General features: G+C 68.2%; 23 protein-coding genes and 1 riboswitch. Of the genes, 14 read left to right on the plus strand and 9 right to left on the minus strand.

Annotation, left to right across the window (positions count from 1 at the left end; all coding sequences use genetic code 11):
* Window positions 1-18 precede the first annotated feature (18 nt).
* From BLT64_RS27645 to BLT64_RS16530, 6 genes are all read left to right on the plus strand, one after another.
* A complete protein-coding gene (locus BLT64_RS27645; protein WP_260155383.1) occupies window positions 19-150 on the plus strand; it encodes a hypothetical protein in 132 nt (43 codons plus the stop codon).
* Window positions 151-243: 93 nt separating this feature from the next.
* The gene (locus tag BLT64_RS16510; RefSeq protein ID WP_011749922.1) at window positions 244-657 is read left to right on the plus strand and encodes a hypothetical protein; all 414 of its coding nucleotides are present in this window, start codon (window positions 244-246) and stop codon (window positions 655-657) included.
* A 145-nt stretch (window positions 658-802) separates the two neighbouring features.
* The gene (locus BLT64_RS16515) at window positions 803-1,048 is read left to right on the plus strand and encodes a hypothetical protein (RefSeq protein ID WP_011749921.1); all 246 of its coding nucleotides are present in this window, start codon (window positions 803-805) and stop codon (window positions 1,046-1,048) included.
* A 66-nt stretch (window positions 1,049-1,114) separates the two neighbouring features.
* Window positions 1,115-1,327: a YMGG-like glycine zipper-containing protein gene (locus BLT64_RS16520; RefSeq protein ID WP_041530384.1), complete on the plus strand. Its 213-nt coding sequence runs from the start codon at window positions 1,115-1,117 to the stop codon at window positions 1,325-1,327.
* Window positions 1,328-1,444: 117 nt separating this feature from the next.
* Window positions 1,445-3,502: an acetyl-CoA carboxylase biotin carboxylase subunit gene (locus BLT64_RS16525; RefSeq protein ID WP_011749920.1), complete on the plus strand. Its 2,058-nt coding sequence runs from the start codon at window positions 1,445-1,447 to the stop codon at window positions 3,500-3,502.
* A gap of 49 nt (window positions 3,503-3,551) precedes the next feature.
* A complete protein-coding gene (locus tag BLT64_RS16530; RefSeq protein ID WP_011749919.1) occupies window positions 3,552-4,211 on the plus strand; it encodes a hypothetical protein in 660 nt (219 codons plus the stop codon).
* Here the strand turns inward: BLT64_RS16530 and BLT64_RS16535 are convergent.
* Both BLT64_RS16535 and BLT64_RS16540 read right to left on the minus strand, forming a co-directional pair.
* Window positions 4,177-4,359 (minus strand): hypothetical protein, encoded by a 183-nt coding sequence (locus BLT64_RS16535; protein ID WP_104493650.1) that lies wholly within the window; start codon window positions 4,357-4,359, stop codon window positions 4,177-4,179. The genes BLT64_RS16530 and BLT64_RS16535 overlap by 35 nt on opposite strands.
* Before the next feature lie 99 nt (window positions 4,360-4,458).
* Window positions 4,459-4,989 carry a DUF4174 domain-containing protein gene (locus BLT64_RS16540; RefSeq protein ID WP_324765636.1) on the minus strand — a complete coding sequence of 177 codons (531 nt, stop codon included), beginning with the start codon at window positions 4,987-4,989 and terminating at the stop codon, window positions 4,459-4,461.
* 54 nt (window positions 4,990-5,043) lie between these two features.
* Here BLT64_RS16540 and scpA point away from each other — a divergent pair, with 54 nt between their 5' ends.
* The 4 genes from scpA (at window position 5,044) to BLT64_RS16560 (ending at window position 9,820) form a co-directional block, all read left to right on the plus strand.
* The gene (scpA, locus tag BLT64_RS16545) at window positions 5,044-7,188 is read left to right on the plus strand and encodes a methylmalonyl-CoA mutase (protein ID WP_011749917.1); all 2,145 of its coding nucleotides are present in this window, start codon (window positions 5,044-5,046) and stop codon (window positions 7,186-7,188) included.
* 109 nt (window positions 7,189-7,297) lie between these two features.
* Window positions 7,298-7,783 carry a GNAT family N-acetyltransferase gene (locus tag BLT64_RS16550; RefSeq protein WP_041530601.1) on the plus strand — a complete coding sequence of 162 codons (486 nt, stop codon included), beginning with the start codon at window positions 7,298-7,300 and terminating at the stop codon, window positions 7,781-7,783.
* A 119-nt stretch (window positions 7,784-7,902) separates the two neighbouring features.
* Window positions 7,903-8,436: a hypothetical protein gene (locus BLT64_RS16555; protein ID WP_011749915.1), complete on the plus strand. Its 534-nt coding sequence runs from the start codon at window positions 7,903-7,905 to the stop codon at window positions 8,434-8,436.
* 67 nt (window positions 8,437-8,503) lie between these two features.
* Window positions 8,504-9,820: a homoserine dehydrogenase gene (locus BLT64_RS16560; RefSeq protein WP_011749914.1), complete on the plus strand. Its 1,317-nt coding sequence runs from the start codon at window positions 8,504-8,506 to the stop codon at window positions 9,818-9,820.
* A gap of 82 nt (window positions 9,821-9,902) precedes the next feature.
* Here BLT64_RS16560 and BLT64_RS16565 read toward each other — a convergent pair whose 3' ends face one another.
* A complete protein-coding gene (locus BLT64_RS16565) occupies window positions 9,903-10,547 on the minus strand; it encodes a GntR family transcriptional regulator (RefSeq protein WP_011749913.1) in 645 nt (214 codons plus the stop codon).
* Between the two features lie 45 nt (window positions 10,548-10,592).
* Window positions 10,593-11,276 carry a M48 family metallopeptidase gene (locus BLT64_RS16570; RefSeq protein ID WP_011749912.1) on the minus strand — a complete coding sequence of 228 codons (684 nt, stop codon included), beginning with the start codon at window positions 11,274-11,276 and terminating at the stop codon, window positions 10,593-10,595.
* A gap of 148 nt (window positions 11,277-11,424) precedes the next feature.
* Here BLT64_RS16570 and BLT64_RS16575 point away from each other — a divergent pair, with 148 nt between their 5' ends.
* A complete protein-coding gene (locus BLT64_RS16575) occupies window positions 11,425-11,748 on the plus strand; it encodes a TIGR02300 family protein (RefSeq protein WP_011749911.1) in 324 nt (107 codons plus the stop codon).
* A 73-nt stretch (window positions 11,749-11,821) separates the two neighbouring features.
* Window positions 11,822-12,295 (plus strand): NUDIX hydrolase, encoded by a 474-nt coding sequence (locus tag BLT64_RS16580; protein WP_011749910.1) that lies wholly within the window; start codon window positions 11,822-11,824, stop codon window positions 12,293-12,295.
* Between the two features lie 3 nt (window positions 12,296-12,298).
* Here BLT64_RS16580 and BLT64_RS16585 read toward each other — a convergent pair whose 3' ends face one another.
* A complete protein-coding gene (locus tag BLT64_RS16585) occupies window positions 12,299-12,940 on the minus strand; it encodes a TenA family protein (protein WP_011749909.1) in 642 nt (213 codons plus the stop codon).
* Window positions 12,941-13,005: 65 nt separating this feature from the next.
* Window positions 13,006-13,137: riboswitch (TPP riboswitch) on the minus strand.
* A gap of 167 nt (window positions 13,138-13,304) precedes the next feature.
* Between BLT64_RS16585 and BLT64_RS16590 the strand changes: the two genes are divergently transcribed.
* Complete coding sequence (locus tag BLT64_RS16590; RefSeq protein WP_011749908.1) at window positions 13,305-14,495, plus strand: AI-2E family transporter; 1,191 nt, start codon at window positions 13,305-13,307, stop codon at window positions 14,493-14,495.
* Between the two features lie 128 nt (window positions 14,496-14,623).
* On the opposite strand, the gene hflC is transcribed toward BLT64_RS16590, so the two are convergent.
* Genes hflC through rpiA form a run of 4 tightly spaced genes read right to left on the minus strand, consistent with a single transcriptional unit; the run spans window position 14,624 to window position 19,122 of the window.
* Window positions 14,624-15,733 carry a protease modulator HflC gene (gene hflC, locus BLT64_RS16595; protein ID WP_011749907.1) on the minus strand — a complete coding sequence of 370 codons (1,110 nt, stop codon included), beginning with the start codon at window positions 15,731-15,733 and terminating at the stop codon, window positions 14,624-14,626.
* On the minus strand, window positions 15,733-16,932 hold the full coding sequence (gene hflK, locus BLT64_RS16600) for an FtsH protease activity modulator HflK (RefSeq protein WP_011749906.1): 1,200 nt from the start codon (window positions 16,930-16,932) through the stop codon (window positions 15,733-15,735). Before hflK ends, hflC begins: the two co-directional genes overlap by 1 nt.
* Before the next feature lie 58 nt (window positions 16,933-16,990).
* The gene (gene gorA / locus BLT64_RS16605; RefSeq protein WP_011749905.1) at window positions 16,991-18,391 is read right to left on the minus strand and encodes a glutathione-disulfide reductase; all 1,401 of its coding nucleotides are present in this window, start codon (window positions 18,389-18,391) and stop codon (window positions 16,991-16,993) included.
* Window positions 18,388-19,122, minus strand: a complete 735-nt coding sequence (rpiA, locus tag BLT64_RS16610; protein WP_371862669.1) for a ribose-5-phosphate isomerase RpiA — start codon at window positions 19,120-19,122, stop codon at window positions 18,388-18,390. Before rpiA ends, gorA begins: the two co-directional genes overlap by 4 nt.
* A gap of 141 nt (window positions 19,123-19,263) precedes the next feature.
* On the opposite strand from rpiA, the gene BLT64_RS16615 reads away from it, so the two are divergent.
* Entirely contained in the window at window positions 19,264-20,406 is a 1,143-nt protein-coding gene (locus BLT64_RS16615; protein WP_041530600.1) for a bifunctional 2-C-methyl-D-erythritol 4-phosphate cytidylyltransferase/2-C-methyl-D-erythritol 2,4-cyclodiphosphate synthase, read from the plus strand.
* Window positions 20,407-20,414: the final 8 nt, after the last annotated feature.

The following is a 20,414-nucleotide window of genomic DNA, read 5'->3' on the forward strand; positions in this document are numbered from 1 at the left end:
TTACAGGAGCATGACGACATGTCGAAAAAGCTTGCACTCGCCCTCGTCCTGGTCGGCCTCGCAGCGGCCTGCGCCAAGAAAGAGCCCGATGTCGCCCCGATTCCGGTCCAGCCCGAGCCGGTCTTCCAAGGCAAATACGGCGCCAACTGAGCCATTGGCCGCGCGCGGGCTGCAAGGCGGCCCGCGTGATCCGCGTTCCGCCTGCCCCCCGCGCGCCAACGCAATTCCAAGAGGGGGCAAGACATGCTGAAGCATCGCGGCTTTCCCGGCCGCCTTCCCGGCACCGATTTCCAGTTCACCATCCGCCGCGCCAACAAGAAGGGTGCAACGCCCTTGACCCGGCGCGAGCGTTTCCGCGACCGCAAGCCGGCCGACCGCCGCGCCGACACCGCCTTTCTGGCAGCCTTGATCGCGCATTTCGGCGAGGAACCCTTTCAGCGCGGCAATCTCGACGCCGGGCGTCTGTCCTGGCTGCTCGGCCGCGAGGTGATCGCCGTCGGCAAGCTGGACCCCACCGATTACGACCAGTTTCTGCGCGTCGACATGAAGCGCGCCGAGGCCAGTTTTCCCGAGCTTTTCGCCGAGGACGCCCCGGAATTCGACTGGGACGACGAGGAGTGGGATGACGAGGATCGGGACGGCGAGGACGAGCTCTGATGGCCGGCCTGGGGATGGGCGGATTGCCGCGTAGCGTTGCCTTTTCACACCGTTGTCAGTTTCTTCCGGGGATAGTGCGTGCAATATTGTGCGCACCTCTATCACCAACGGCCCGGAAGCGGGCCCATAATACAGGCAAAAAGCTATGCAAAAATCCGTCATCCTCCGTCTTTCCGGCGCGGTCCTGCTGGTCGCCGGCCTTGCTGCCTGCGAACAGGGCTATGGCGGCGGCTCGACCCTGTCCCCCGACGCGCAGCGCGCGGCTGGCGGCGCGTTGGCCGGTGCGGCCGTGGCAAAGATCATCGACGGTGACGTTGCAACCGGCGCCCTCATCGGCGCGGCCGGCGGTGCGCTGTGCGACGACGCCGGCGTCTGCCAGCGCCGCTACTGATTTCAACAGGGCCGATGGCGCAGGGCTGACCGCCCGCGCCGCCGCCCGCATCCCGGAGCAAACGAGATGTCCAAGAAACTCGTCCTCGCGCTTGGCCTCGGCCTTTTCGGCCTGGCCGGCTGCACCCAAGGCATCAATCCGACCGACATGGATCGCGGCCTCATCGGCGCCGGTGTCGGCGCGACCGCTGCCCATGTGGGCGGCCACAACGTCGCCAAGGGCGCGGCGATCGGCGCTGTCGCCGGCGCGCTCTGCGACGACGTGCGTCTGTGCCAATAACGCCTTCGCCACGCTGACGGCCCGCCTCGGCGCGCCGATCCAGCCTTTTTCCAGCCGTCCCGGCAACCTGCCGGGGCGGCTTTTTCACGTTCGGGATCTGCCCCAAGGGAAAGAAACATGTTCAAGAAAATCCTGATCGCCAACCGGGGCGAGATCGCCTGTCGGGTCATCAAGACCGCCAAGAAGATGGGCATCCAGACCGTCGCCGTCTATTCCGACGCCGACCGCAACGCGCTGCATGTCAAGATGGCGGACGAGGCCATCCATATCGGCCCGCCCCCGGCCAATCAGTCCTATATCGTGATCGACAAGATCATGGAGGCGATCCGGCAGACCGGGGCCGAGGCGGTGCATCCCGGCTACGGCTTCTTGTCCGAGAACATGAAATTCGCCGAGGCGCTGGAGAAGGAAGGCGTCGTCTTCATCGGCCCGCCCTCGCCCGCGATCGAGGCGATGGGCGACAAGATCACCTCGAAGAAACTGGCGCAAGAGGCAGGGGTCAGCACGGTTCCCGGCTATATGGGCCTGATCGCCGATGCGGACGAGGCGGTAAAGATCTCGGGCCAGATCGGCTATCCGGTGATGATCAAGGCATCGGCCGGCGGCGGCGGCAAGGGCATGCGCATCGCCTGGAACGATCAGGAGGCGCGCGAAGGCTTCGAGTCGTCCAAGAACGAGGCGGCGAACAGCTTCGGCGACGACCGCATCTTCATCGAGAAATTCGTGACCCAGCCCCGGCATATCGAGATCCAGGTGCTGGCCGACAAGCACGGCAATTGCGTCTATGTGCATGAGCGGGAATGCTCGATCCAGCGTCGCAACCAGAAGGTGATCGAAGAGGCGCCCTCGCCCTTCCTGGACGAGGCGACCCGCAAGGCGATGGGCGAGCAGGCTGTGGCGCTGGCCAAGGCGGTGGGCTACGCATCGGCCGGCACGGTCGAGTTCATCGTCGACGGCCAGAAGAACTTCTATTTCCTGGAAATGAACACCCGCCTGCAGGTCGAGCATCCGGTGACGGAGCTGATTACCGGCATCGACCTGGTCGAGCAGATGATCCGCGTCGCGGCCGGCGAGAAGCTGCCCTTCGCGCAAGCGGACCTGAAGATCAACGGCTGGGCCATCGAAAGCCGGCTTTATGCCGAGGATCCGTATCGCAACTTCCTGCCCTCGATCGGCCGGCTGACCCGCTATCGCCCGCCGGCCGAGACCGCCGCCGGCCCGATGCAGGCCGCCGATACCTGGGTGCCCGCCCATCCCGGCGACCATCCGCCCGCGGCCGCGACCGGGGTGCGCAACGATACCGGCGTCTACGAGGGCGGCGAGATCAGCATGTATTACGACCCGATGATCGCCAAGCTCTGCACCTGGGCACCGACCCGCGCCGAGGCCATCGAGCAGATGCGGCTGGCGCTGGACGAGTTCGAGGTCGAGGGCATCGGCCACAACTTGCCCTTCCTTTCGGCGGTGATGGACCATCCGAAATTCGTCTCGGGCGATATTTCCACCGCCTTCATCGCGCAGGAATATCCCGACGGCTTCCTGGGCGCGACGCTGCCCGATGCCGAGATCACCCGCGTCGCCGCCTCGGCCGCGGCCATGCACCGCGTCGCGGAAATCCGGCGCACCCGCATCTCGGGCCGGCTGGACAATCACGAACGCCATGTCGGCGAGCATTGGGTGGTCTTCGTCGCCGGCAAGGAGATCCCGGTGCGCATCACCGCCGACAAGCAGGGCTCGACGGTCGAGATCGACGGCAGGAAGCTGCGCGTCGAAAGCGACTGGCTGCCGGGGCAGTCGCTTGCCCGGCTTTCGGTCGATGGCGCGCCGCTGGTGATGAAGGTGGACCGCCTGCCCTCGGGCTTCCGGCTGCGGGTGCGCGGCGCGGACCTGAAAACCTATGTCCGCCGCCCGCGCGCGGCTGAACTGGCACGGCTGATGCCCGAGAAGCTGCCGCCCGACACCTCGAAATTCCTGCTCTGCCCGATGCCGGGACTGGTGGTCAGGATCAATGTCGAGGCCGGGGACGAGGTGCAGGAGGGCCAGGCGCTGGCCACGGTCGAGGCGATGAAGATGGAAAACATCCTGCGCGCCGAGAAGAAGGCCGTGGTGAAATCCGTCAACGCCGCGCCCGGCGAAAGCCTCAAGGTCGATGACGTGATCATCGAGTTCGAGTGACAGGCAACCGCCGGGCGCTTGCAGGCGCCCGGCTGCAAGGTGGGAACCCATGCCGATTCTGGACGACTATCTCAGCCCCCAGGCACAGCAGGCGTTCATCGCCGGGCTGTTCATCGCCACGGGCTGGTGGGTCGTCGCCTTCCAGAACCGCCGCCGCGATGCCAAGCTGCGGACCGAGCGGGTCGACGACATGCAGCGCGCGCTTCTGGCCGAGGTGCGCGCCCATGTCGTCGCGCTGGAGCGCCAGGTGCAGGACGGGCGCTTTGACACGCTGCTTTCGCAGATCGAAGAGGGCAATGCCGGCCTGGTCATCGCCCATAGCGGCAACGACCGCATCTTTCGCGCCGTGCTGCCGGACATCCACCTGCTGCCGGGGGCGGTGATCGACCCGGTGGTCATCTATTACCGGCTGATCGCGGTCATGGATTCCATGGCCGAATCCATTCGCCGCATGGCCCGCAGCCGTCCCGAGGGCGCCGCCGACATGATGCTGGATTACATTCTGCTGAACCAGGAAGCGCGCGAGGCCGGGCTGGACGTTCTGGAGGTGCTGACCGCCAGCCTGCGCGGCGGCGAGGCCGAGATCCAGGCCATGCTGCGCAAGCAGCGCGAGGATGCGGGCCGGCTGATCGCCGCCACCCTGCCCGGCGAATTGGCCGGGCTTCGCGATCGCCTCAATAAGCGATCTTCGGACCGGAGCGGCCTTTGATGGGTTTCAGGCCGATGACACTGGTGATTTCATTCGCGCTGCGGGTGCGGCGCAGCCGCTCGATCACCTGCTCGATGGCCGGGTCCGGCTTGCGCGGCCGGGACGGAGCGGCCTCGTCGGTCACGCGCGTCAGGGACGATTTCGCCATGGCACAGCTCCTTTGCAGCAGGCAGCCCATCTGCCCTGGCCCCAAGATAAGGCGTCAAGCCCCTTGTCGCAATGAAGGAGTTGCGATTTTCGCAACTTCCTATGGCAGCCCGGCGCGCCCGATTTCCTGCAAGCGCAAGGGAAACTTGTCGATCGCCCGCGTGATCTCGCGCACCGACCAGGGCACGGGCTTGCGTTGCTTGACCTGGCCATCCTTGTCCATCAGCACCAGCGAGAACCCCTCGGGTCGCAATTGCCGGCGCCAGATGCTTGCCGCCGCCGGGTCGGTATCGGTGATCACCACCACGTCGCGCAGGATCAGCGGCGCCGGGTCGCGCCGCAGGGCCGCCAGTTGCTCGACAAAGGCCGGATCGGCCGCGGTATTGGCAAAGATCACCACCGGCCGCGCCTGCCACATGAATTCCGCCGGATCGGCCTCGGCCGCGGGCAGAACGGTCAGTTCGTTCGCGGGCCTGTCAGGGCGCGCGGAGGCATCGCTTTCGCTGCGCGCGGCGGGCACTTCGCCGCGCACATACGGGCGATGGCCGTCCGCCTCGCCCTCGGGCCTGGACCCCATCGCCGCCACCAGCGGCACCATAGCCAGAAAAATCAACCGTTTCAGTTTCATCATCCCCTCATCTACTCATTCATATAAGAGCCGAGGGGCCGTGGGAAAGGATGCAAGATGACCGAAAGCACGAAAGCCGCCCTCGAGGAATGGCGCAGGCTCGCCAGCAAGGAGTTGAAAGGCGCCGATCCCGACAGCCTGACCTGGCACACGCTGGAAGGGATCGAGGTCAAGCCGCTTTATACCGAGACGGACGTGAAGGACCTGCCGCATCTGGGCAGCCTGCCCGGCATCGAGCCCTTCACCCGCGGCCCGCGCGCCACCATGTATGCCGGCCGGCCCTGGACCATCCGGCAATATGCGGGCTTTTCCACCGCCGAGGAATCGAACGCCTTCTATCGCAAGGCGCTGGCGGCCGGGCAGCAGGGCGTCTCGGTCGCCTTCGACCTGGCGACGCATCGCGGCTATGACAGCGACCATCCGCGCGTCGAGGGCGACGTGGGCAAGGCCGGCGTCGCCATCGACAGCGTCGAGGACATGAAGATCCTGTTCGACGGCATCCCGCTGGACAAGGTTTCCGTGTCCATGACCATGAACGGCGCGGTGATCCCGGTGCTGGCGAACTTCATCGTCACCGGCGAGGAACAGGGCCATTCCCGCGCCGTCCTGTCGGGCACGATCCAGAACGACATCCTCAAGGAGTTCATGGTCCGCAACACCTATATCTATCCGCCCGAGCCCTCGATGCGGATCATCGCGGACATCATCGAATACACCTCGAACGAGATGCCCAAGTTCAACTCGATCTCGATCTCCGGCTATCACATGCAGGAGGCGGGCGCGAACCTGGTGCAGGAGCTGGCCTATACGCTGGCCGACGGGCGCGAATATGTGCGCGCCGCGCTGAAGGCCGGGATGGACGTGGACCAGTTCGCGGGGCGGCTGTCCTTCTTCTTCGCCATCGGCATGAATTTCTTCATGGAGGCGGCCAAGCTGCGCGCGGCGCGGCTGCTGTGGACGCGCATCATGAAGGAGTTCGAGCCGAAGAAGCCCGGCTCGCTGATGCTGCGCACCCATTGCCAGACCTCGGGCGTCAGCCTGCAGGAGCAGGATCCCTACAACAACGTGGTCCGCACGGCCTACGAGGCGATGGCGGCGGCGCTTGGCGGCACGCAGTCGCTGCACACCAACGCGCTGGACGAGGCCATCGCCCTGCCCACCGAGTTCAGCGCGCGGATCGCAAGGAACACCCAGCTGATCCTGCAAGAGGAAACCGGCATCACCCATGTCGTCGACCCGCTGGCCGGCAGCTATTACGTCGAAAGCCTGACCGCCCAACTGGCCGAAAAGGCCTGGGCGCTGATCGAGGAGGTCGAGGCCATGGGCGGCATGACCAAGGCCGTGGCCTCGGGCATGCCCAAGCTGCGCATCGAGGAGACCGCCGCGCGCCGCCAGGCCCAGATCGACCGCGGCGAAGAGGTCATCGTCGGCGTGAACAAGTATCGCCTGGCGAAAGAGGACCCGATCGACATCCTCGACATCGACAACATGAAGGTGCGCGACGCCCAGATCGCGCGGCTGAACCGAATCCGCACGACGCGGAACGAGGCGACATGCCAGGCGGCGCTGGCCGAACTGTCGCGCCGGGCGAAGGAAGGCGGCAACCTGCTGGAAGCCGCGGTCGAAGCCGCGCGGGCGCGCGCTTCTGTAGGAGAGATCAGCATGGCGATGGAAAAGGAATTCGGCCGCCACCGCGCCGAGGTCAAGACCCTGGCCGGCGTCTATGGCGCGGCCTATGAGGGCGACGACGATTTCGCGCAGATCCAGCGCGACGTCGAGACCTTCGCCGAAGAAGAGGGCCGCCGCCCGCGCATGCTGGTGGTCAAGATGGGCCAGGACGGCCATGACCGCGGCGCCAAGGTGATCGCCACCGCCTTCGCCGATATCGGCTTCGACGTCGATGTCGGCCCGCTGTTCCAGACCCCCGAGGAAGCCGCACAGGACGCCATCGACAACGACGTGCATGTCGTGGGGATCTCGTCGCAGGCGGCCGGCCACAAGACGCTGGCGCCCAAGCTGATCGCCGCGCTCAAGGAGCAGGGCGCGGGCGACATCATCGTGATCTGCGGCGGCGTGATCCCGCAGCAGGATTACGATTTCCTCAAGAAGGCCGGGGTAAAGGCGATCTTCGGGCCGGGGACCAACATCCCCTCGGCCGCGCGCGACATCCTGTCGCTGATCCGCGCGGCGCGGGCGGCGTGACAAGGCTGCGGCCGCGGTGCCTGGCATCGCGGCCGCACGAGTATTTGGAGAACGAAGAAGCGCGCGGCCCCTGCCCGACGGGCGGCGCGGGGAGGGAGGCCCGGCAATGATGCTGCGTCCTGTTGCCGAGGGGGATATTCCGGCGATGCTGGCGTTCTGGAACCCGCTGATCCGCGAGACCACGATCACCTTTTCCAGCGAGGAGAGGACGGCAGAGGGGCTGGCGCGGATGATCGCCGACCGCCGGGCCGCCGGGCGGGCGTTCCTGGTCGCCGAAGAGGCGAGCACGGTGCTGGGACTGGCGAGCTACGACCAGTTCCGCGGCGGCAACGGCTATGCCCATTGCATGGAGCATACCGTCATCCTGTCGCCCGCCGCGCGCAGGCGCGGGGTCGGCCGGGCGCTGATGGCGGCGCTGGAGGACCATGCCCGCACCGCCGGCTCGCACAGCATGATTGCCGCCGTCTCGGCCGAGAACGAGGCCGGCATCGCCTTTCACCGCGCCATTGGCTACGTGCCGGTCGGGCTGTTGCCGCAGGCGGGGCGCAAGTTCGGCCGCTGGCTGGACCTGGCGCTGCTGCAAAAGATCCTCTGACCCCGGCTTGCCTGGCGCCGGGCGCTGTGGAAAACTCGCGCCCGGAAACACCGGGGCCGAAAACACGAGGCCGAAAACACGGGGAACAGGATGAGCAAGAGCCGCAACCGCGGGACAGCATGGCAAGGATAGGCGCGCCGCCCGAGACGCATTACACCTTGCCGGCCGATTTCGCCGCGGCGCTGGGACAATGCGTGGCGAGTTTCGGCTGGCTCGAGGAAATCATCAAGCGCACCATCTATGCGCTGGACCGCGCGCGGCTGGCCGACGACCTGACCGAGGAAGAGCTGCAAAGCTGGCTGACCCGCATGGTCTCGATCGCCGACGACTCCATGGGCACGCTGATCGAACAGCTCGACGCCGCCATGCGCCGCTATCCCGGGCTGCGCGACCGCAACCGCATCACGGACCGGCTGGCCGAGATCCGCCTGCAGCGCAACCTGCTTTGCCATGCCTCCTGGCGGCCGACCGAGGACAAGGCGCGCTGGCACCCCGCCTTCGTCAACACCAAGGGCGAGGTGCAGCGCCAGCCGCTGGGCATCGCCGACCTGGACGCCGTCCGCGCGGACACGGTCGAGATCGGCACGCGGGTCCTGCGGGTGATGCGGGCGACCGGGGTGCAGGGCTATTGGGCGGGCGACGACGAGGCCTGAGCCCATGCGCGTTGCAACGTGCCGCGCCATCCGCTAACACCGCCTGGTCCATAGATAAGAGTTTCATATGTCCGCCCAGAAACAGGGGCAAAACGCCTCTCCGCTTCGTCTCGGCATCGCTGGCCTCGGGACGGTCGGCACCGGCACCGTCAAGATCATCCAGAAACACGCCGCCCTGCTGGCCCTGCGCGCCGGAAGGCCGATCGCCATCACCGCCGTCAGCGCCCGCGACCGGATGAAGAACCGCGACGTGGACCTGTCCGGCTATGGCTGGGAAGAGGACGCCCGTGCGCTCGCGCTGCGCGAGGACGTGGATGTCTTCGTCGAGCTGATCGGCGGCGACGAGGGCATCGCCCGCGAGGCGGTGACCGCCGCCCTGCGTGCCGGCAAGGACGTGGTGACCGCCAACAAGGCGCTGCTGGCGATCCACGGCCAGGAGCTGGCGGAACTGGCCGAGGCCAATGGCCGGGTCATCCGCTTCGAGGCCGCCGTGGCGGGCGGCATCCCGGTGATCAAGGCCATGACCGAGTCGCTGGCCGGCAACGAGATCCGCCGCGTCATGGGCGTGATGAACGGTACCTGCAACTATATCCTGACCCGCATGGAAAGTGCCGGCCTGCCCTATGAGACGGTGTTCGAGGAGGCCCGCCAGCTTGGCTACCTGGAGGCCGACCCGACGCTGGACGTGGGCGGCATCGATGCCAGCCACAAGCTGGCGATCCTGGCGGCCATCGCCTTCGGCACGCGGCCCAGTTTCGACGCGGTCGAGATCGAGGGCATCGAGCGCGTCAGCATCGACGACATCCGCCGCGCCGCCGACATGGGCTATCGCATCAAGCTTCTGGGCGTGGCGCAGATGACCGGGCGCGGGCTGGAGCAGCGCATGTCGCCCTGCCTCGTGCCCGCCGACAGCCCCTTGGGGCAATTGCAGGGCGGCACCAACATGGTGGTGATCGAGGGCGACTCGGTCGGCCAGATCGTGCTGCGCGGTCCGGGTGCCGGCGAAGGCCCGACCGCCAGCGCGGTGATGTCCGACGTGGTCGAGATCGCGCGCGGCGTGCGCATGCCCAGCTTTGGCCAGCCGGCGACGGCCCTGGCCTCGCCGCAGCCGGCCCGCACGGCGGTTCCGGCGGCCTATTACATCCGCCTACAACTGACCGACAAGCCGGGCGCGCTGGCCAAGGTGGCGACCGTTCTGGGTGATTCCGGCATCTCGATCGACCGCATGCGCCAATACGGCCATTCGCGCAGCGAGGGCGTGGCGCCGGTGCTGATCGTCACCCACAAGACTACGCCCGAGGCCATAGACCACGCCATCGAGGCCCTGCCCCGCACCGGCGTCATCGCCGGCGAGCCGGTCGAGCTGCGCATCGAAGAGGTCTGAGCCGGCACGGGCGGCGCCCCGCCGCATCGCCGGGTTTTCGGGTATTTGCAAAACGGAAAGACCGGCTGTCGGCGCGGGGGCCTCAGGCGCTGCCGAGATGGCGCAGCCCATGCGTCACATCGGCGCGGACCGCCAGCCGCAGCCCCGGCTCATCCCCGGCCCGCAGCGAGGCCAGGATCATGCGGTGATGGCGCGGCGGTTCGTTGCGCTTCATCCGCCCGTACAGCGCCCGCATGGTCGGGCCAAGCTGCAGCCAGACCGTCTCGACGATGGCCAGCATCGCCGGGGCCTGGGCACGCAGGTAAAGCAGGCGGTGGAACTCCAGATTGGTGCGGATGTAGCCCACGGCGTCGTGACGCTCGGCCGCCTCGCCGATGGCGGCGTTGATGACGGCCATGCGCTCGATCAGCGCCTGGTGGGCGCGCGGCAAGGCGCGAGCGGCCAGTTCCGGCTCGATGAGCCCGCGCAGGGCGGCCAGTTCCTCGATCCGCTCGACCGACAGTTCCGGCGTGGCGATCCGCCCCGAGGAGGAGAGCGACAGCGCCCCTTCGGCCACCAGACGGCGCACCGCCTCGCGCGCGGGGGTCATCGAGACGCGATGCTCGGCGGCGATGCCGCGCAGGGTCAGGGGCAGCCCCGGCGGCAGTTCGCCCAGCATGATGCGCTGGCGCAGGTTGCGATAAAGCCGCTCATGGGCCGAACTTTCCGAGGAACGCGTAACAGTCATGCGCCATCTGTGATCACAAATCCGGCCGCCGTCAAGCCGCCCCGGTCAGGAGCGGAAGCGCCAGGCCAGCAGTTCATGCCCATGCTGGCGCAGCCAGTCGCGATGGCGCGCATAATCGGGCCTCAACCGGCCGGTCGCGGCCCAGAAGGCGGCGGAGTGATCCATATGCAGCAGATGCGCCACCTCATGCGCGGCGACATAGTCCAACACCTCGGGCGGCGCCATGGCCAACCGCCACGAAAACATCAGCCGCCCGTCATGGGTGCAGCTGCCCCAGCGCGAGCGGGTATCGCGCAGCGCGAGCGCGCGAAAGCCCCGCCCCAGCGCCTCGGCATGGCGGCCGCAGGCCGAAATCAGCCGTGCCTGCGCCAGATGCTTCAGCCAGGTCTCGACCAGCACGCCGGGGGGACGGCCCTGCGGCACCAGCAGCGCCTCGTCCGCCAGTTCCACCCGGCGCCCGCCATGGGGCAGGATCCGCCGCTGGCGGCCCTCGACGGGCAGCAGGGCGCCATGATCCACCAGGCGCAGCGGCGGCATCCCGGCCCGGGTCTGGCGCAGCCATTCGGCCCGCGACTCGGCAAAGGCGCGACCATCGGACAGGCTGGCGCGGCTGGGCAGGGTCAGCACCACCTCGCCGCCCGCGCGCGCCACGCGCAGGGTCATGCGACGCGCGCGGGCCGAGCGCCGCAGCGTCACCGGAATGTCGCCTCCGACCAGAATCCTGTCCATATTTTCCCGCATCTTGCGAAGGGCCGCCCCTCTGCCCATGTTTCCCCCGCACCGCTACCGGCCTGCAAGGGGGAAAAGGCTTTGACAGCCTGCCCCGGCTGTGGCAGGGGACAGCGGATTTAGCTGAACGCGGCAGAAAGAGAACACCATGCCCAAAGAGGAATGGGGCACGAAACGCCTTTGCCCCCATTGCGCGACGCGCTTTTACGACCTGACGAACGACCCGATGACCTGCCCGGCCTGCGGTGCAGAATTCACGGTGGAAAGCCTGACCAACGGCCGCTCGCGCTCGCTGATTTCGGAAAAGGCCGCCTCGCGCGAGGAAGACCGGACCGCTCTGGTCGATGACGACGATCTGGACGATGACGCCGACACCGGCGATCTGGACGACGATCTGCTGGACGACGACGATGACGATGGCGACATGTCGCTGGAAGACATCGCCGACGTGCCGGACAATGACGACGAGTAAACCCTCGTCCTGACCAATCTGGGGCCCCGGAGCGCGACCCGCGCGGCCGGGGCCTTTTTCATGGCGGCCGAGCATGCGGATCATCGACAGACAGGCCATGCGCGCCATCCTGCTGACCCCGGACGACCGGGTGCTGCTGATGCGGGTCGATTACGGCGGCGGCGACTGGTGGATCACCCCCGGCGGCGGCGCGGAGCCCGGCGAGACGCCCGAACAGACCCTGCGCCGCGAACTGGCCGAGGAACTGGGCTTCGCCCTGCCCGCCATCGGCCCGCTGGTCTGGAGGCGACGCGTGGCGATGACGCTGCACCAGCAGCGCTGGCGGCAGTCCGAGGATTATTTCCTGATCGAGACCCCGGATTTCACGCCGGCGATCCAGAACGCCCCCGAGGCCGCCACCATCCGCGAATTCCGCTGGTGGAGCCTGGCCGAGATGCGCCACACATCCGAGCGGCTGGCTCCGGCCGGGCTTTTGCGCATCGTACTGGATTATCGGGAAAGCGGACCGCCCGGCAGCCCGCCCGATGTGGAAATCATCGAGGATTGATCGCTAGCCCGCGTAGGCATCATCGAAAAATTCCCGCTCAAGCCGGACGGCACGGCTGAAGAAGTCCCGCGCCTGATCCGCCGCCTCGGGCCCGACGCGGTCGAACTCGTCCCGCAGGAAGCCCACGAAATCGCGGAAGAAGGGATTGTCGTGCAGCGTGATCCATTCGGCATGGACGAAGTTCTCCGGCAGCGGCCGGGACGCGCGCATGGCCCAGTCGAGGTAAAGCCCCTCGGCCACGTTCAGCACCGCCAGAACGGCCGGATAGGCGCGCGTCGCCGCCGCCTCGCGCATCAGCGCCTGAAAGCCCGCGGTAGGGGCGCTGTCGGGAATGGCGGCGCGATCCGCCGCGCTGACGCCAAGCGCGGCAAAGGCGCGCAGGAAATAGTCGTTCTCCTCGCCCGAGACCATGCCGGCGAAGCGCCCGAAACGCAGCCGCGATTCGAAACGGTCGGCCGAGGCGATGGCCGCACCCAAAAGCGTCAGGAAGGCATCGAGAAAGCGGTGGTCCTGCACCAGATAGCGCGCCATCGCCGCATCCGCGATGCTGCCGTCGCAAAGCTCTCGCACGAAGCGATGGTTCACGGCGGCGGACCAATCGGTCGCGCATTCGCCGCGCAGGGTCTCGAAGAAGGTTTCGGTCATCATGCCCTCATGGCTTGGGGCGAGACCGTCGGTGCGGGCGGCCTCGCGGTGAGGCCGGCAAAAGGCAGGTGCATCTGTCCCATTCCTCCGCCGGCATGATCCGGGTCAGGTTCAAAGGGTCACCGCGCCGCCCGTCGCCGGGACGATCGAGGCCAGCGGTTTCTCAGCCCCTTGCCGGGGCTCCCCTTGGTGGCGCCAGACTAGCGCGGGCGGCGGCGCCTGTCACGCGCTTCCCACAAGATCGTGAGCCGCGAAATCCGCAGGCAACCGGCCATGGCGCGGCATTCCGGCTTGCAGCCGGGGGCGAGATGTTATCTCGTTGCCGCAGGGAGGGCGCGACCCGCCCCCAGCCAGGATCGGGACCATGACGACAGGCGAAATGCCGAAACCCACGACCGCGACAGAGCTGAACGATCCCGCCGCACCGCGGCAAAGCCCCAAACAGGTCGGGCTGCGCGTGCATCGCCCCCCCTTGCTGACCAATATCTCGGCCGCACGCTGGCTGCTGCTGGCCATCGTGGCGGCCTCGATCTATTTCTTCCACGGCTTCCTGGTGCCCGTGCTGGCCGCCATGGTGATCGCGCTGGCCAGCTGGCCGCTGCGCGAGCGTGCGGCCCATCAGCTGAACCTGGGCCGCACCTGGGCGGCGGCGGCACTGGTGCTGGTGCTGGTCTGCTTCCTGCTGATCCCCATCGCCATGGCGCTGATCTATGCCTTCCGCGAGTTGCGCGACTGGATCAACTGGGCGATCCTGGTCAACAGCTCGGGTGCCGCGACACCGGGCTGGATGGTCGACCTGCCGCAGATCGGCGACTGGCTGGACGAGAACTGGCAGACCTATATCGGCCGCCCCGGCGGCATCAGCGAGATCGTGCAACTGGTCAGCGGCTCGAATATCGGGGCGATCTATCGCGGCGCGGTGACGGCGGGAACGCTGGCCTTCCACCTGGCGCTGACGCTGCTGTTCATGCTGATCACGCTGTTCGTGCTTTATCGCGACGGCGACAAGATCGTGGCGCAGATCGACCAGGTCGGACGCCGCATCCTGCCCGACCGCTGGAGCAGGCTGTCGCGCGTGGTGCCCGCGACGATCAGCTCGACCGTGACCGGCATGACGCTGATCGCCATCGGCGAAGGGGTGATCCTGGGCATCGCCTATTGGCTGGCGGGCGTGCCCTCGCCGGTGACCTTCGGGGTCATCACCGGCTTCATGGCGCTGATCCCGGGCGGAGCGCCGCTCAGCTTCACGCTGGTTTCGATCTATCTGGTGGCCAGCGGCTCGCCCGTCGCGGGGGCGGCGCTGTTCGTCTGGGGCACTTGCGAGCTGTTCGTCGTGGACAAGACCATCCGCCCGGTCCTGGTCGGCGGCCCGGTCAAGCTGCCTTTCCTGCCGACCTTTTTCGGCCTGATCGGCGGGGTCAAGACCATGGGCATCGTCGGGCTGTTCGTCGGGCCGGTGCTGATGGCGCTGCTGGTCTCGATCTGGCGGGAATGGCAGCGCGAACTCTCCGAAGAGGAGCAGCGGCAGGACAGCAAGCTGATCGGGCTGGAATGACCGGCGCGTGACCAACACCGGAACGTGAAGTGCCGAGACATGAAAAAAGGCGGGGCGCAGATGCGTCCCGCCTTTCCTGTTGCGCTTTCCTGTTCCGGCCGGTTTCCCGTCCCGGGCCCGCGCCCGGATCAGTCCGCCGGAAGCGGCGCCGGGGGCACCACAGGCTCTTCCTGCGGCGGCGCGGCCAGGGATTCGGGCAGCGGCGTCAGCGTCACGCCGGCACCGGCGCCCAGCGGCTCGCCCTCGCGCGTGGTCTCGGCCGGGGCCACTGCCTCGCCGGGCTCAAGCGCGCCTTGGGTCTCGGACTCGTCGTCCGAAGGCGTGGCGTCCGAAGCCGGCTGGGGCACCGGCACCGGATTGGCCCGGTCGGCCCCGTCGTTGCGCAGGTAGTCGAAGAACTCGCCCTGCGGCTGGATCACCAGCGAGCTGTTCTCGCCCCGCAGCGCCCGCTCGTAGGAGGTCATCGAGCGGGTGAAGGCAAAGAACTCGGGATCGCGGCCGAAGGCACCGGCATAGATGGCGTTGCGGCGGGCATCGGCTTCGCCGCGCACCACCTCGGCCCGCTTGCGCGCCTCGGAGGTCAGCTCGACCACGGTGCGGTCGGCGGCAGCACGGACACGCTGCGCGGCCTCGCCGCCGCGGGCGATCTCGTCGGCAGCCTCGCGCTCGCGCTCGGCCCGCATCCTCGCATAGGTCGCGGTCAGGTTCTGCTCGGGCAGGTCGGTGCGGGTCAGGCGCACGTCGATGACGCGAATGCCCAGGTCGCGGGCATCGTCGCGCGACAGGTCGCGGATGCGGTTCATCAGCGGCGTCCGGTCGTCCGACAGCACCGTGGTCGAGGGCACCGAGCCCAGCACCTGCCGGATCGCGTTGGTCACGATCGGCTCCAGCCGGCGCTGCGCGAACTCGATGCCGCCCGAGCCCACCGCGCGACGGAACTGCACCACATCGGTGATCTGCCAGCGCGCAAAGGCGTCGACCACCAGCCGGCGGTCGTCCAGCGGCGTAACCTCCATCGGCGGGGTCGGCAGGCCGAGAATGCGGGCATCGTATTTCACCACATTGTCGAGGAAGGGCACCTTGATGCCAAGGCCCGGTTCCTCGCGCACCTCGACCACCTCGCCGAAGCGCAGGACAAGGGCCTTTTCACGCACGTCGACGATATAGAGCGCCGAGACCACCAGGACCGCCACCACGACCAGGAAGGGCAGCGCCAGAAGCGAGATTACACGGTTCATCACTGGTTCCCCCCCTCGGTGTTGCGAGCGCCCGCAGCCCCGCTGCGCAGCTGATCCAGCGGCAGATAGGGCACGACGCCCTGCCCGGCCTCGCCGTCGAGGATGACCTTGTTCACCCCGCCCAGAACCTTTTCCATGGTTTCCAGATACATCCGGCGGCGTGTCACCTCCGGCGCCTTGACATATTCGTCATAGACCGAGTTGAAGCGCGCGGCCTCGCCCTCGGCGGTGTTCACGGCCTCGGCGCGATAGGCTTCGGCGCGTTCGATCACGGCGGCGGCCTCGCCCCGGGCGCTGGCCAGCACGCGGTTCGCATAGGCGTCGGCCTCTTTCTCCAGCCGGTCGCGTTCCTGCTGGGCGGCCTGCACCTCGCGGAAGCTGTCGATCACCTCACGCGGCGGGTCGGCGCGGTCGAGGTTGACGCGCAGCACGTTGATCCCCGCCTCGTAATCGTTCAGCGTGTTCTGCACCGCCAGCTTCAGGTCGTCGGCGATGGCGCCGCGATCGCGGTTCAGGATCGGCGCCAGTTCGGAGCGCGCCACGATGTCGCGCATGGCGGATTCCGAGACGGCGCGGATCGTGTCGTCGGGATCGGCCAGGTTGAACAGGAATTTCTCGGGGTCCGAGATGTTCCAGACCACCTGATAAGCCATGTCGACGATGTTCTGGTCGCGGGTCAGCATCAGCCCCGAATCCATCGGCCCGGCGCGGCCGGTGCCGATTTCCGTTGTCCGCTCGCCCGAGACCTGCACCACCTCGGCGGTGACGACGGGCCAGGGCGCGAAGTTCAGGCCCGGCTCGCCCGTGCCCACGGGCTTGCCGAACAAAAGCTCGACCGCGCGTTCCTCGGGCTTGACGGTATAGAAGCTGGAAAAGGCCCAGACCGCCACCACGGCGAGGATGGCGATGCCCCAGGTGCCGCGGCTCATCTGGAATTGCGGACCCTGCGGCCGGCGCGGGCCGCCGCCGCGGTTGCCGCCGCCCGGCCCCTTGCCGCCCATCAGCACGCGCAGCCGGTCCTGGCCCTTGCGCACCAGTTCCTCGATCTCGGGGATCTGGTCGCCGCGGCGCGGCCCCTGCGGCTTGTCGTCCTTGCCGCCCCCCGGGCTGCCCCAGGGGCGCTGGCCGCCGCCCTGCGGTGGCTGCCTGCCGCCCTTGTCATCATCTCCGCCGCCGCCCCAGGGGCCTTGTCCTGCCATAAATCTCGTGCCTCGCTTTACGTCTGTGTGGTTGAAACTGGTGCCTTCGGCCGGAAAATCAAGCCGATGCGACGGGTTTGTCCAGATTTGCCGCCCCCACCCGGCGCGAAGGCTTGCGCATGGTCACAAGCTCCTCGGCCAGCGTCGGGTGCACGGCGATGGCGGCGTCGAAATCGGCCTTGGTCGCGCCCATGCCCATGGGCACGGCGATCATCTGGATCATCTCGCCCGCCTCGGGGCCGAAGATGTGGCAACCCAGCACCTTGTCGGTCTGCGCATCCACGATCAGCTTCATCACCGCCCGCGCATCCGAGCCGGCGAAAAGCGAGCGCATGGGCCGGAAGCTGGCGACATAGACATCGGCGGGACCGCAGGCATCGGCCTCTTCCTCGGTCAGGCCGATGGTGGCCAGTTCATGCGGGCGGGTATAGACGGCGCTGGCCACCAGCCGATGATCGACCTTGCGCGGCCGGGCGCCGAAGACGGTGTCGGCGAAGCTGTGCCCCTCGCGGATCGCGACCGGCGTCAGGTTCACCCGGTCGGTCACGTCGCCCACGGCAAAGATCGAGGGGACCGAGCTTTGCGACCATTCGTCCACCACGATCTCGCCCTTGCGGCCCAGCTTGACGCCGGCATCCTCGAGCCCCAGCCCCTTGGTATAGGGCACGCGCCCGGTGGCGAACATCACCGCGTCGAAGATCTCGCTGCTGTCGTCCTCGAAGGTGACGCGGACCCCCGCACCCTCGCGGTCCAGCCGCGCCGGATTGGTGCCCAGCCGCACGTCGACGCCGATGGCGCGCAACTGCTCGGTGACATGGCGGCGCATCTCGCCGTCGAAGCCGCGCAGCACCGCGTCGCCGCGATAGGCCAGCACCGTGGCGCTGCCCAGCCCCTGCAGGATGGTGGCGAATTCGCAGGCGATGAAGCCGCCGCCCACCACCAGCACCCGACCGGGCAGTTTCTCCAGCGTGAACAGGTCGTCCGAGATCAGCCCCAGTTCCTTGCCCGGAATGTCGGGCCGCTGCGGCCGCCCGCCGATGGCGATCAGGATATGCTTGGCCGTCAGGCGCTGGCCGTCCGCCAGCTCGACCGTATGGGCGTCGTGCAGCCGGGCGCGCTGCATGTGGACCTCGACCCCGGCATTGACCAGACCCGAGGTATAGGCACCCTCCAACCGGTCGAGTTCGCGCCCCAGTTTGCCGTGGAACTCGGCCCAGTCGAAGCGGCCCTCGCCGGCCCCCTGCCAGCCGTAGCCGCGCGATTCGGCGGCCGCCGCCCCGGCCTGCGAGGCAAAGATCATCAGCTTCTTGGGCACGCAGCCGCGGATGACGCAGGTGCCGCCCATCCGGCTTTCCTCGGCCAGGCCGACGCGGGCGCCGTATTCGCTGGCCGCGATCCGCGCCGCGCGCACCCCGCCCGAGCCGCCGCCGATGACGAAAAGGTCGTAGTCGAATTTCATGCCATGTCCTCGCGCCGCAACTCGACCACCGAGCCGTCCGGGCAGCCGATGATCGCAAGTTCGCAGATATTCAGGAACAGCCCATGTTCAACCACCCCGGCGATCGAAGACAGCTCGGCCGCCAGCGCCTCGGCATCCGGGATGGCCTCGAGCGCGAGGTCCAGGATCAGGTTGCCCTCGTCGGTGCGCAGCGGCGCATCGCCGCGCTTGCGCAGCAGGATCGGGCGCTGGGTCAGGTCCAGCCGGTCCAGCGCGCGCTGGATCAGCTTGCGCGTCGCCTGCCAGCCGAAGGGAATCACCTCGACCGGCAGGTGGAACTGGCCCAGCCGGTCCACGACCTTGCCCTGGTCGGCGATGACCACCATGCGCTCCGAGGCCGTGGCGACGATCTTTTCGCGCAGATGCGCCGCACCGCCGCCCTTGATCAGGTTCAGGTCCGGGTCAACCTCGTCGGCGCCGTCGATGGTCAGGTCCAGCCAGCCGATCTCGTCCAGTTCCTCGACCCCCAGCCCCAGCGAGGTCGCAAGCTCGGCCGTCGCCTTCGAGGTCGCGGCGCAACGCAGCGCGAACCCCTCCTCGCTGACCCGCTGTGCGAGGCGGCGCACGAAGATCGCGGCGGTCGAGCCAGTGCCCAGGCCCAGCCGCATCCCCGGTTCGACCAGCGCCACGGCGGCACGGGCGGCGGCATCCTTGGAAAGGTCGGCGATGGCGGGGTCGGTCATGGCAGGGATCCTTGGCAGAATGGCAGGCTCGGCGTCCTTATACGCAGAAGACGCGCCATGGGCTACTGCCGGCTGCGTCTTTTGGCCGCGACGAAACGCCTGCCCGGCGGCGATTGCCTCGGGGCGGCGGCTGACCTAAATCTGGCGGCCATGACGATACCCGCCACATATGCCGCCATCATCACCGCCGCCGGCCGCGGCACCCGCGCCGGCGACGGCCCGCCCAAGCAATGGCGCCCCCTTGCCGGGCAAAGCGTGCTGGAGCGCAGCATCGCCGCCTTTGCCGGCTTTCCCCGCGTCGTGGTGACGCTGGCGCCCGAGGACATGGCGCGCGGCGTGGCCGAGCTTTCCGGCCCCGTGGTGCTGGTCGCGGGCGGCGCCACGCGCAGCGACAGCGTGCGCGCGGCGCTGGAAAGCCTCGAGGGCAGCGGCGTGACCCATGTGCTGATCCATGACGGCGCCCGGCCGCTGGTCTCGCGCCGCGTGATCGGGGGCGTCATCGAGGCGCTGCAATCCGGCGCCCCGGCCGCCGCCCCCGCCCTGCCCGTCACCGACGCGCTGTGGCGGGCCCAGGACGGGTGCGTCACCGCCACCGCCAGCCGCGAGGGGCTGTTTCGCGCCCAGACCCCGCAGGGTTTCGCGCTGGACGCCATCCTTGCCGCGCATCGCGCCCATCCCGAGGGCGCGGCGGACGACGTGGAACTGGCGATCCGCGCCGGCCTGCCGGTCACGGTGACGCCGGGCGACGAGGACAATCTGAAACTGACCTGGCCCGGCGACTTCGCCCGGGCCGAGCGTATCCTGGGGGACGCGATGGACATCCGGCTTGGCAACGGTTTCGACGTGCATGCCTTCACCACGGGCGACCATGTCTGGCTTTGCGGGGTGAAGATCCCGCATGACAAGGCACTCTTGGGCCATTCCGACGCCGATGTCGGCATGCATGCCCTGACCGACGCGATCTACGGCGCGCTGGCGCAGGGCGATATCGGCCGGCACTTCCCGCCCTCGGACCCGCAATGGAAGGGCGCGGAAAGCCATATCTTCCTGCGCCATGCCGCGATGCTGGCCCGGCAGATGGGCTATGAGATCTCGAATGCCGACGTGACGCTGATCTGCGAGCGGCCCAAGGTCGGCCCCCATGCCGGCGCCATGGCGCTGCGGCTGTCCGAGATCATCGGCGTCGAGCCCGACCGGGTCAGCGTCAAGGCCACCACATCGGAACGGTTGGGCTTTACCGGGCGCGAGGAAGGCATCGCCTCCATCGCCACCGCCACATTGGTCAAGGGGTAGCAAGGGGT

Source organism: Paracoccus denitrificans (assembly GCF_900100045.1).
Classification (GTDB): domain Bacteria; phylum Pseudomonadota; class Alphaproteobacteria; order Rhodobacterales; family Rhodobacteraceae; genus Paracoccus; species Paracoccus denitrificans.

Coding starts and splice junctions, on each gene's coding strand:
- BLT64_RS16510 (WP_011749922.1), top strand. CDS start 244: ATGCTGAAGCATCGCGGCTTTCCCGGCCGCCTTCCCGGCACCGATTTC.
- BLT64_RS16580 (WP_011749910.1), top strand. CDS start 11,822: ATGCGGATCATCGACAGACAGGCCATGCGCGCCATCCTGCTGACCCCG.
- BLT64_RS16560 (WP_011749914.1), top strand. CDS start 8,504: ATGTCCGCCCAGAAACAGGGGCAAAACGCCTCTCCGCTTCGTCTCGGC.
- BLT64_RS16570 (WP_011749912.1), bottom strand. CDS start 11,276: ATGGACAGGATTCTGGTCGGAGGCGACATTCCGGTGACGCTGCGGCGC.
- BLT64_RS16530 (WP_011749919.1), top strand. CDS start 3,552: ATGCCGATTCTGGACGACTATCTCAGCCCCCAGGCACAGCAGGCGTTC.
- BLT64_RS16565 (WP_011749913.1), bottom strand. CDS start 10,547: ATGACTGTTACGCGTTCCTCGGAAAGTTCGGCCCATGAGCGGCTTTAT.
- BLT64_RS16535 (WP_104493650.1), bottom strand. CDS start 4,359: ATGGCGAAATCGTCCCTGACGCGCGTGACCGACGAGGCCGCTCCGTCC.
- gorA (WP_011749905.1), bottom strand. CDS start 18,391: ATGAAATTCGACTACGACCTTTTCGTCATCGGCGGCGGCTCGGGCGGG.
- BLT64_RS16575 (WP_011749911.1), top strand. CDS start 11,425: ATGCCCAAAGAGGAATGGGGCACGAAACGCCTTTGCCCCCATTGCGCG.
- BLT64_RS27645 (WP_260155383.1), top strand. CDS start 19: ATGTCGAAAAAGCTTGCACTCGCCCTCGTCCTGGTCGGCCTCGCAGCG.
- hflC (WP_011749907.1), bottom strand. CDS start 15,733: ATGAACCGTGTAATCTCGCTTCTGGCGCTGCCCTTCCTGGTCGTGGTG.
- BLT64_RS16615 (WP_041530600.1), top strand. CDS start 19,264: ATGACGATACCCGCCACATATGCCGCCATCATCACCGCCGCCGGCCGC.
- BLT64_RS16520 (WP_041530384.1), top strand. CDS start 1,115: ATGTCCAAGAAACTCGTCCTCGCGCTTGGCCTCGGCCTTTTCGGCCTG.
- scpA (WP_011749917.1), top strand. CDS start 5,044: ATGACCGAAAGCACGAAAGCCGCCCTCGAGGAATGGCGCAGGCTCGCC.
- BLT64_RS16590 (WP_011749908.1), top strand. CDS start 13,305: ATGACGACAGGCGAAATGCCGAAACCCACGACCGCGACAGAGCTGAAC.
- BLT64_RS16515 (WP_011749921.1), top strand. CDS start 803: ATGCAAAAATCCGTCATCCTCCGTCTTTCCGGCGCGGTCCTGCTGGTC.
- BLT64_RS16585 (WP_011749909.1), bottom strand. CDS start 12,940: ATGACCGAAACCTTCTTCGAGACCCTGCGCGGCGAATGCGCGACCGAT.
- hflK (WP_011749906.1), bottom strand. CDS start 16,932: ATGGCAGGACAAGGCCCCTGGGGCGGCGGCGGAGATGATGACAAGGGC.
- BLT64_RS16550 (WP_041530601.1), top strand. CDS start 7,298: ATGCTGCGTCCTGTTGCCGAGGGGGATATTCCGGCGATGCTGGCGTTC.
- BLT64_RS16525 (WP_011749920.1), top strand. CDS start 1,445: ATGTTCAAGAAAATCCTGATCGCCAACCGGGGCGAGATCGCCTGTCGG.
- BLT64_RS16555 (WP_011749915.1), top strand. CDS start 7,903: ATGGCAAGGATAGGCGCGCCGCCCGAGACGCATTACACCTTGCCGGCC.
- BLT64_RS16540 (WP_324765636.1), bottom strand. CDS start 4,989: ATGATGAAACTGAAACGGTTGATTTTTCTGGCTATGGTGCCGCTGGTG.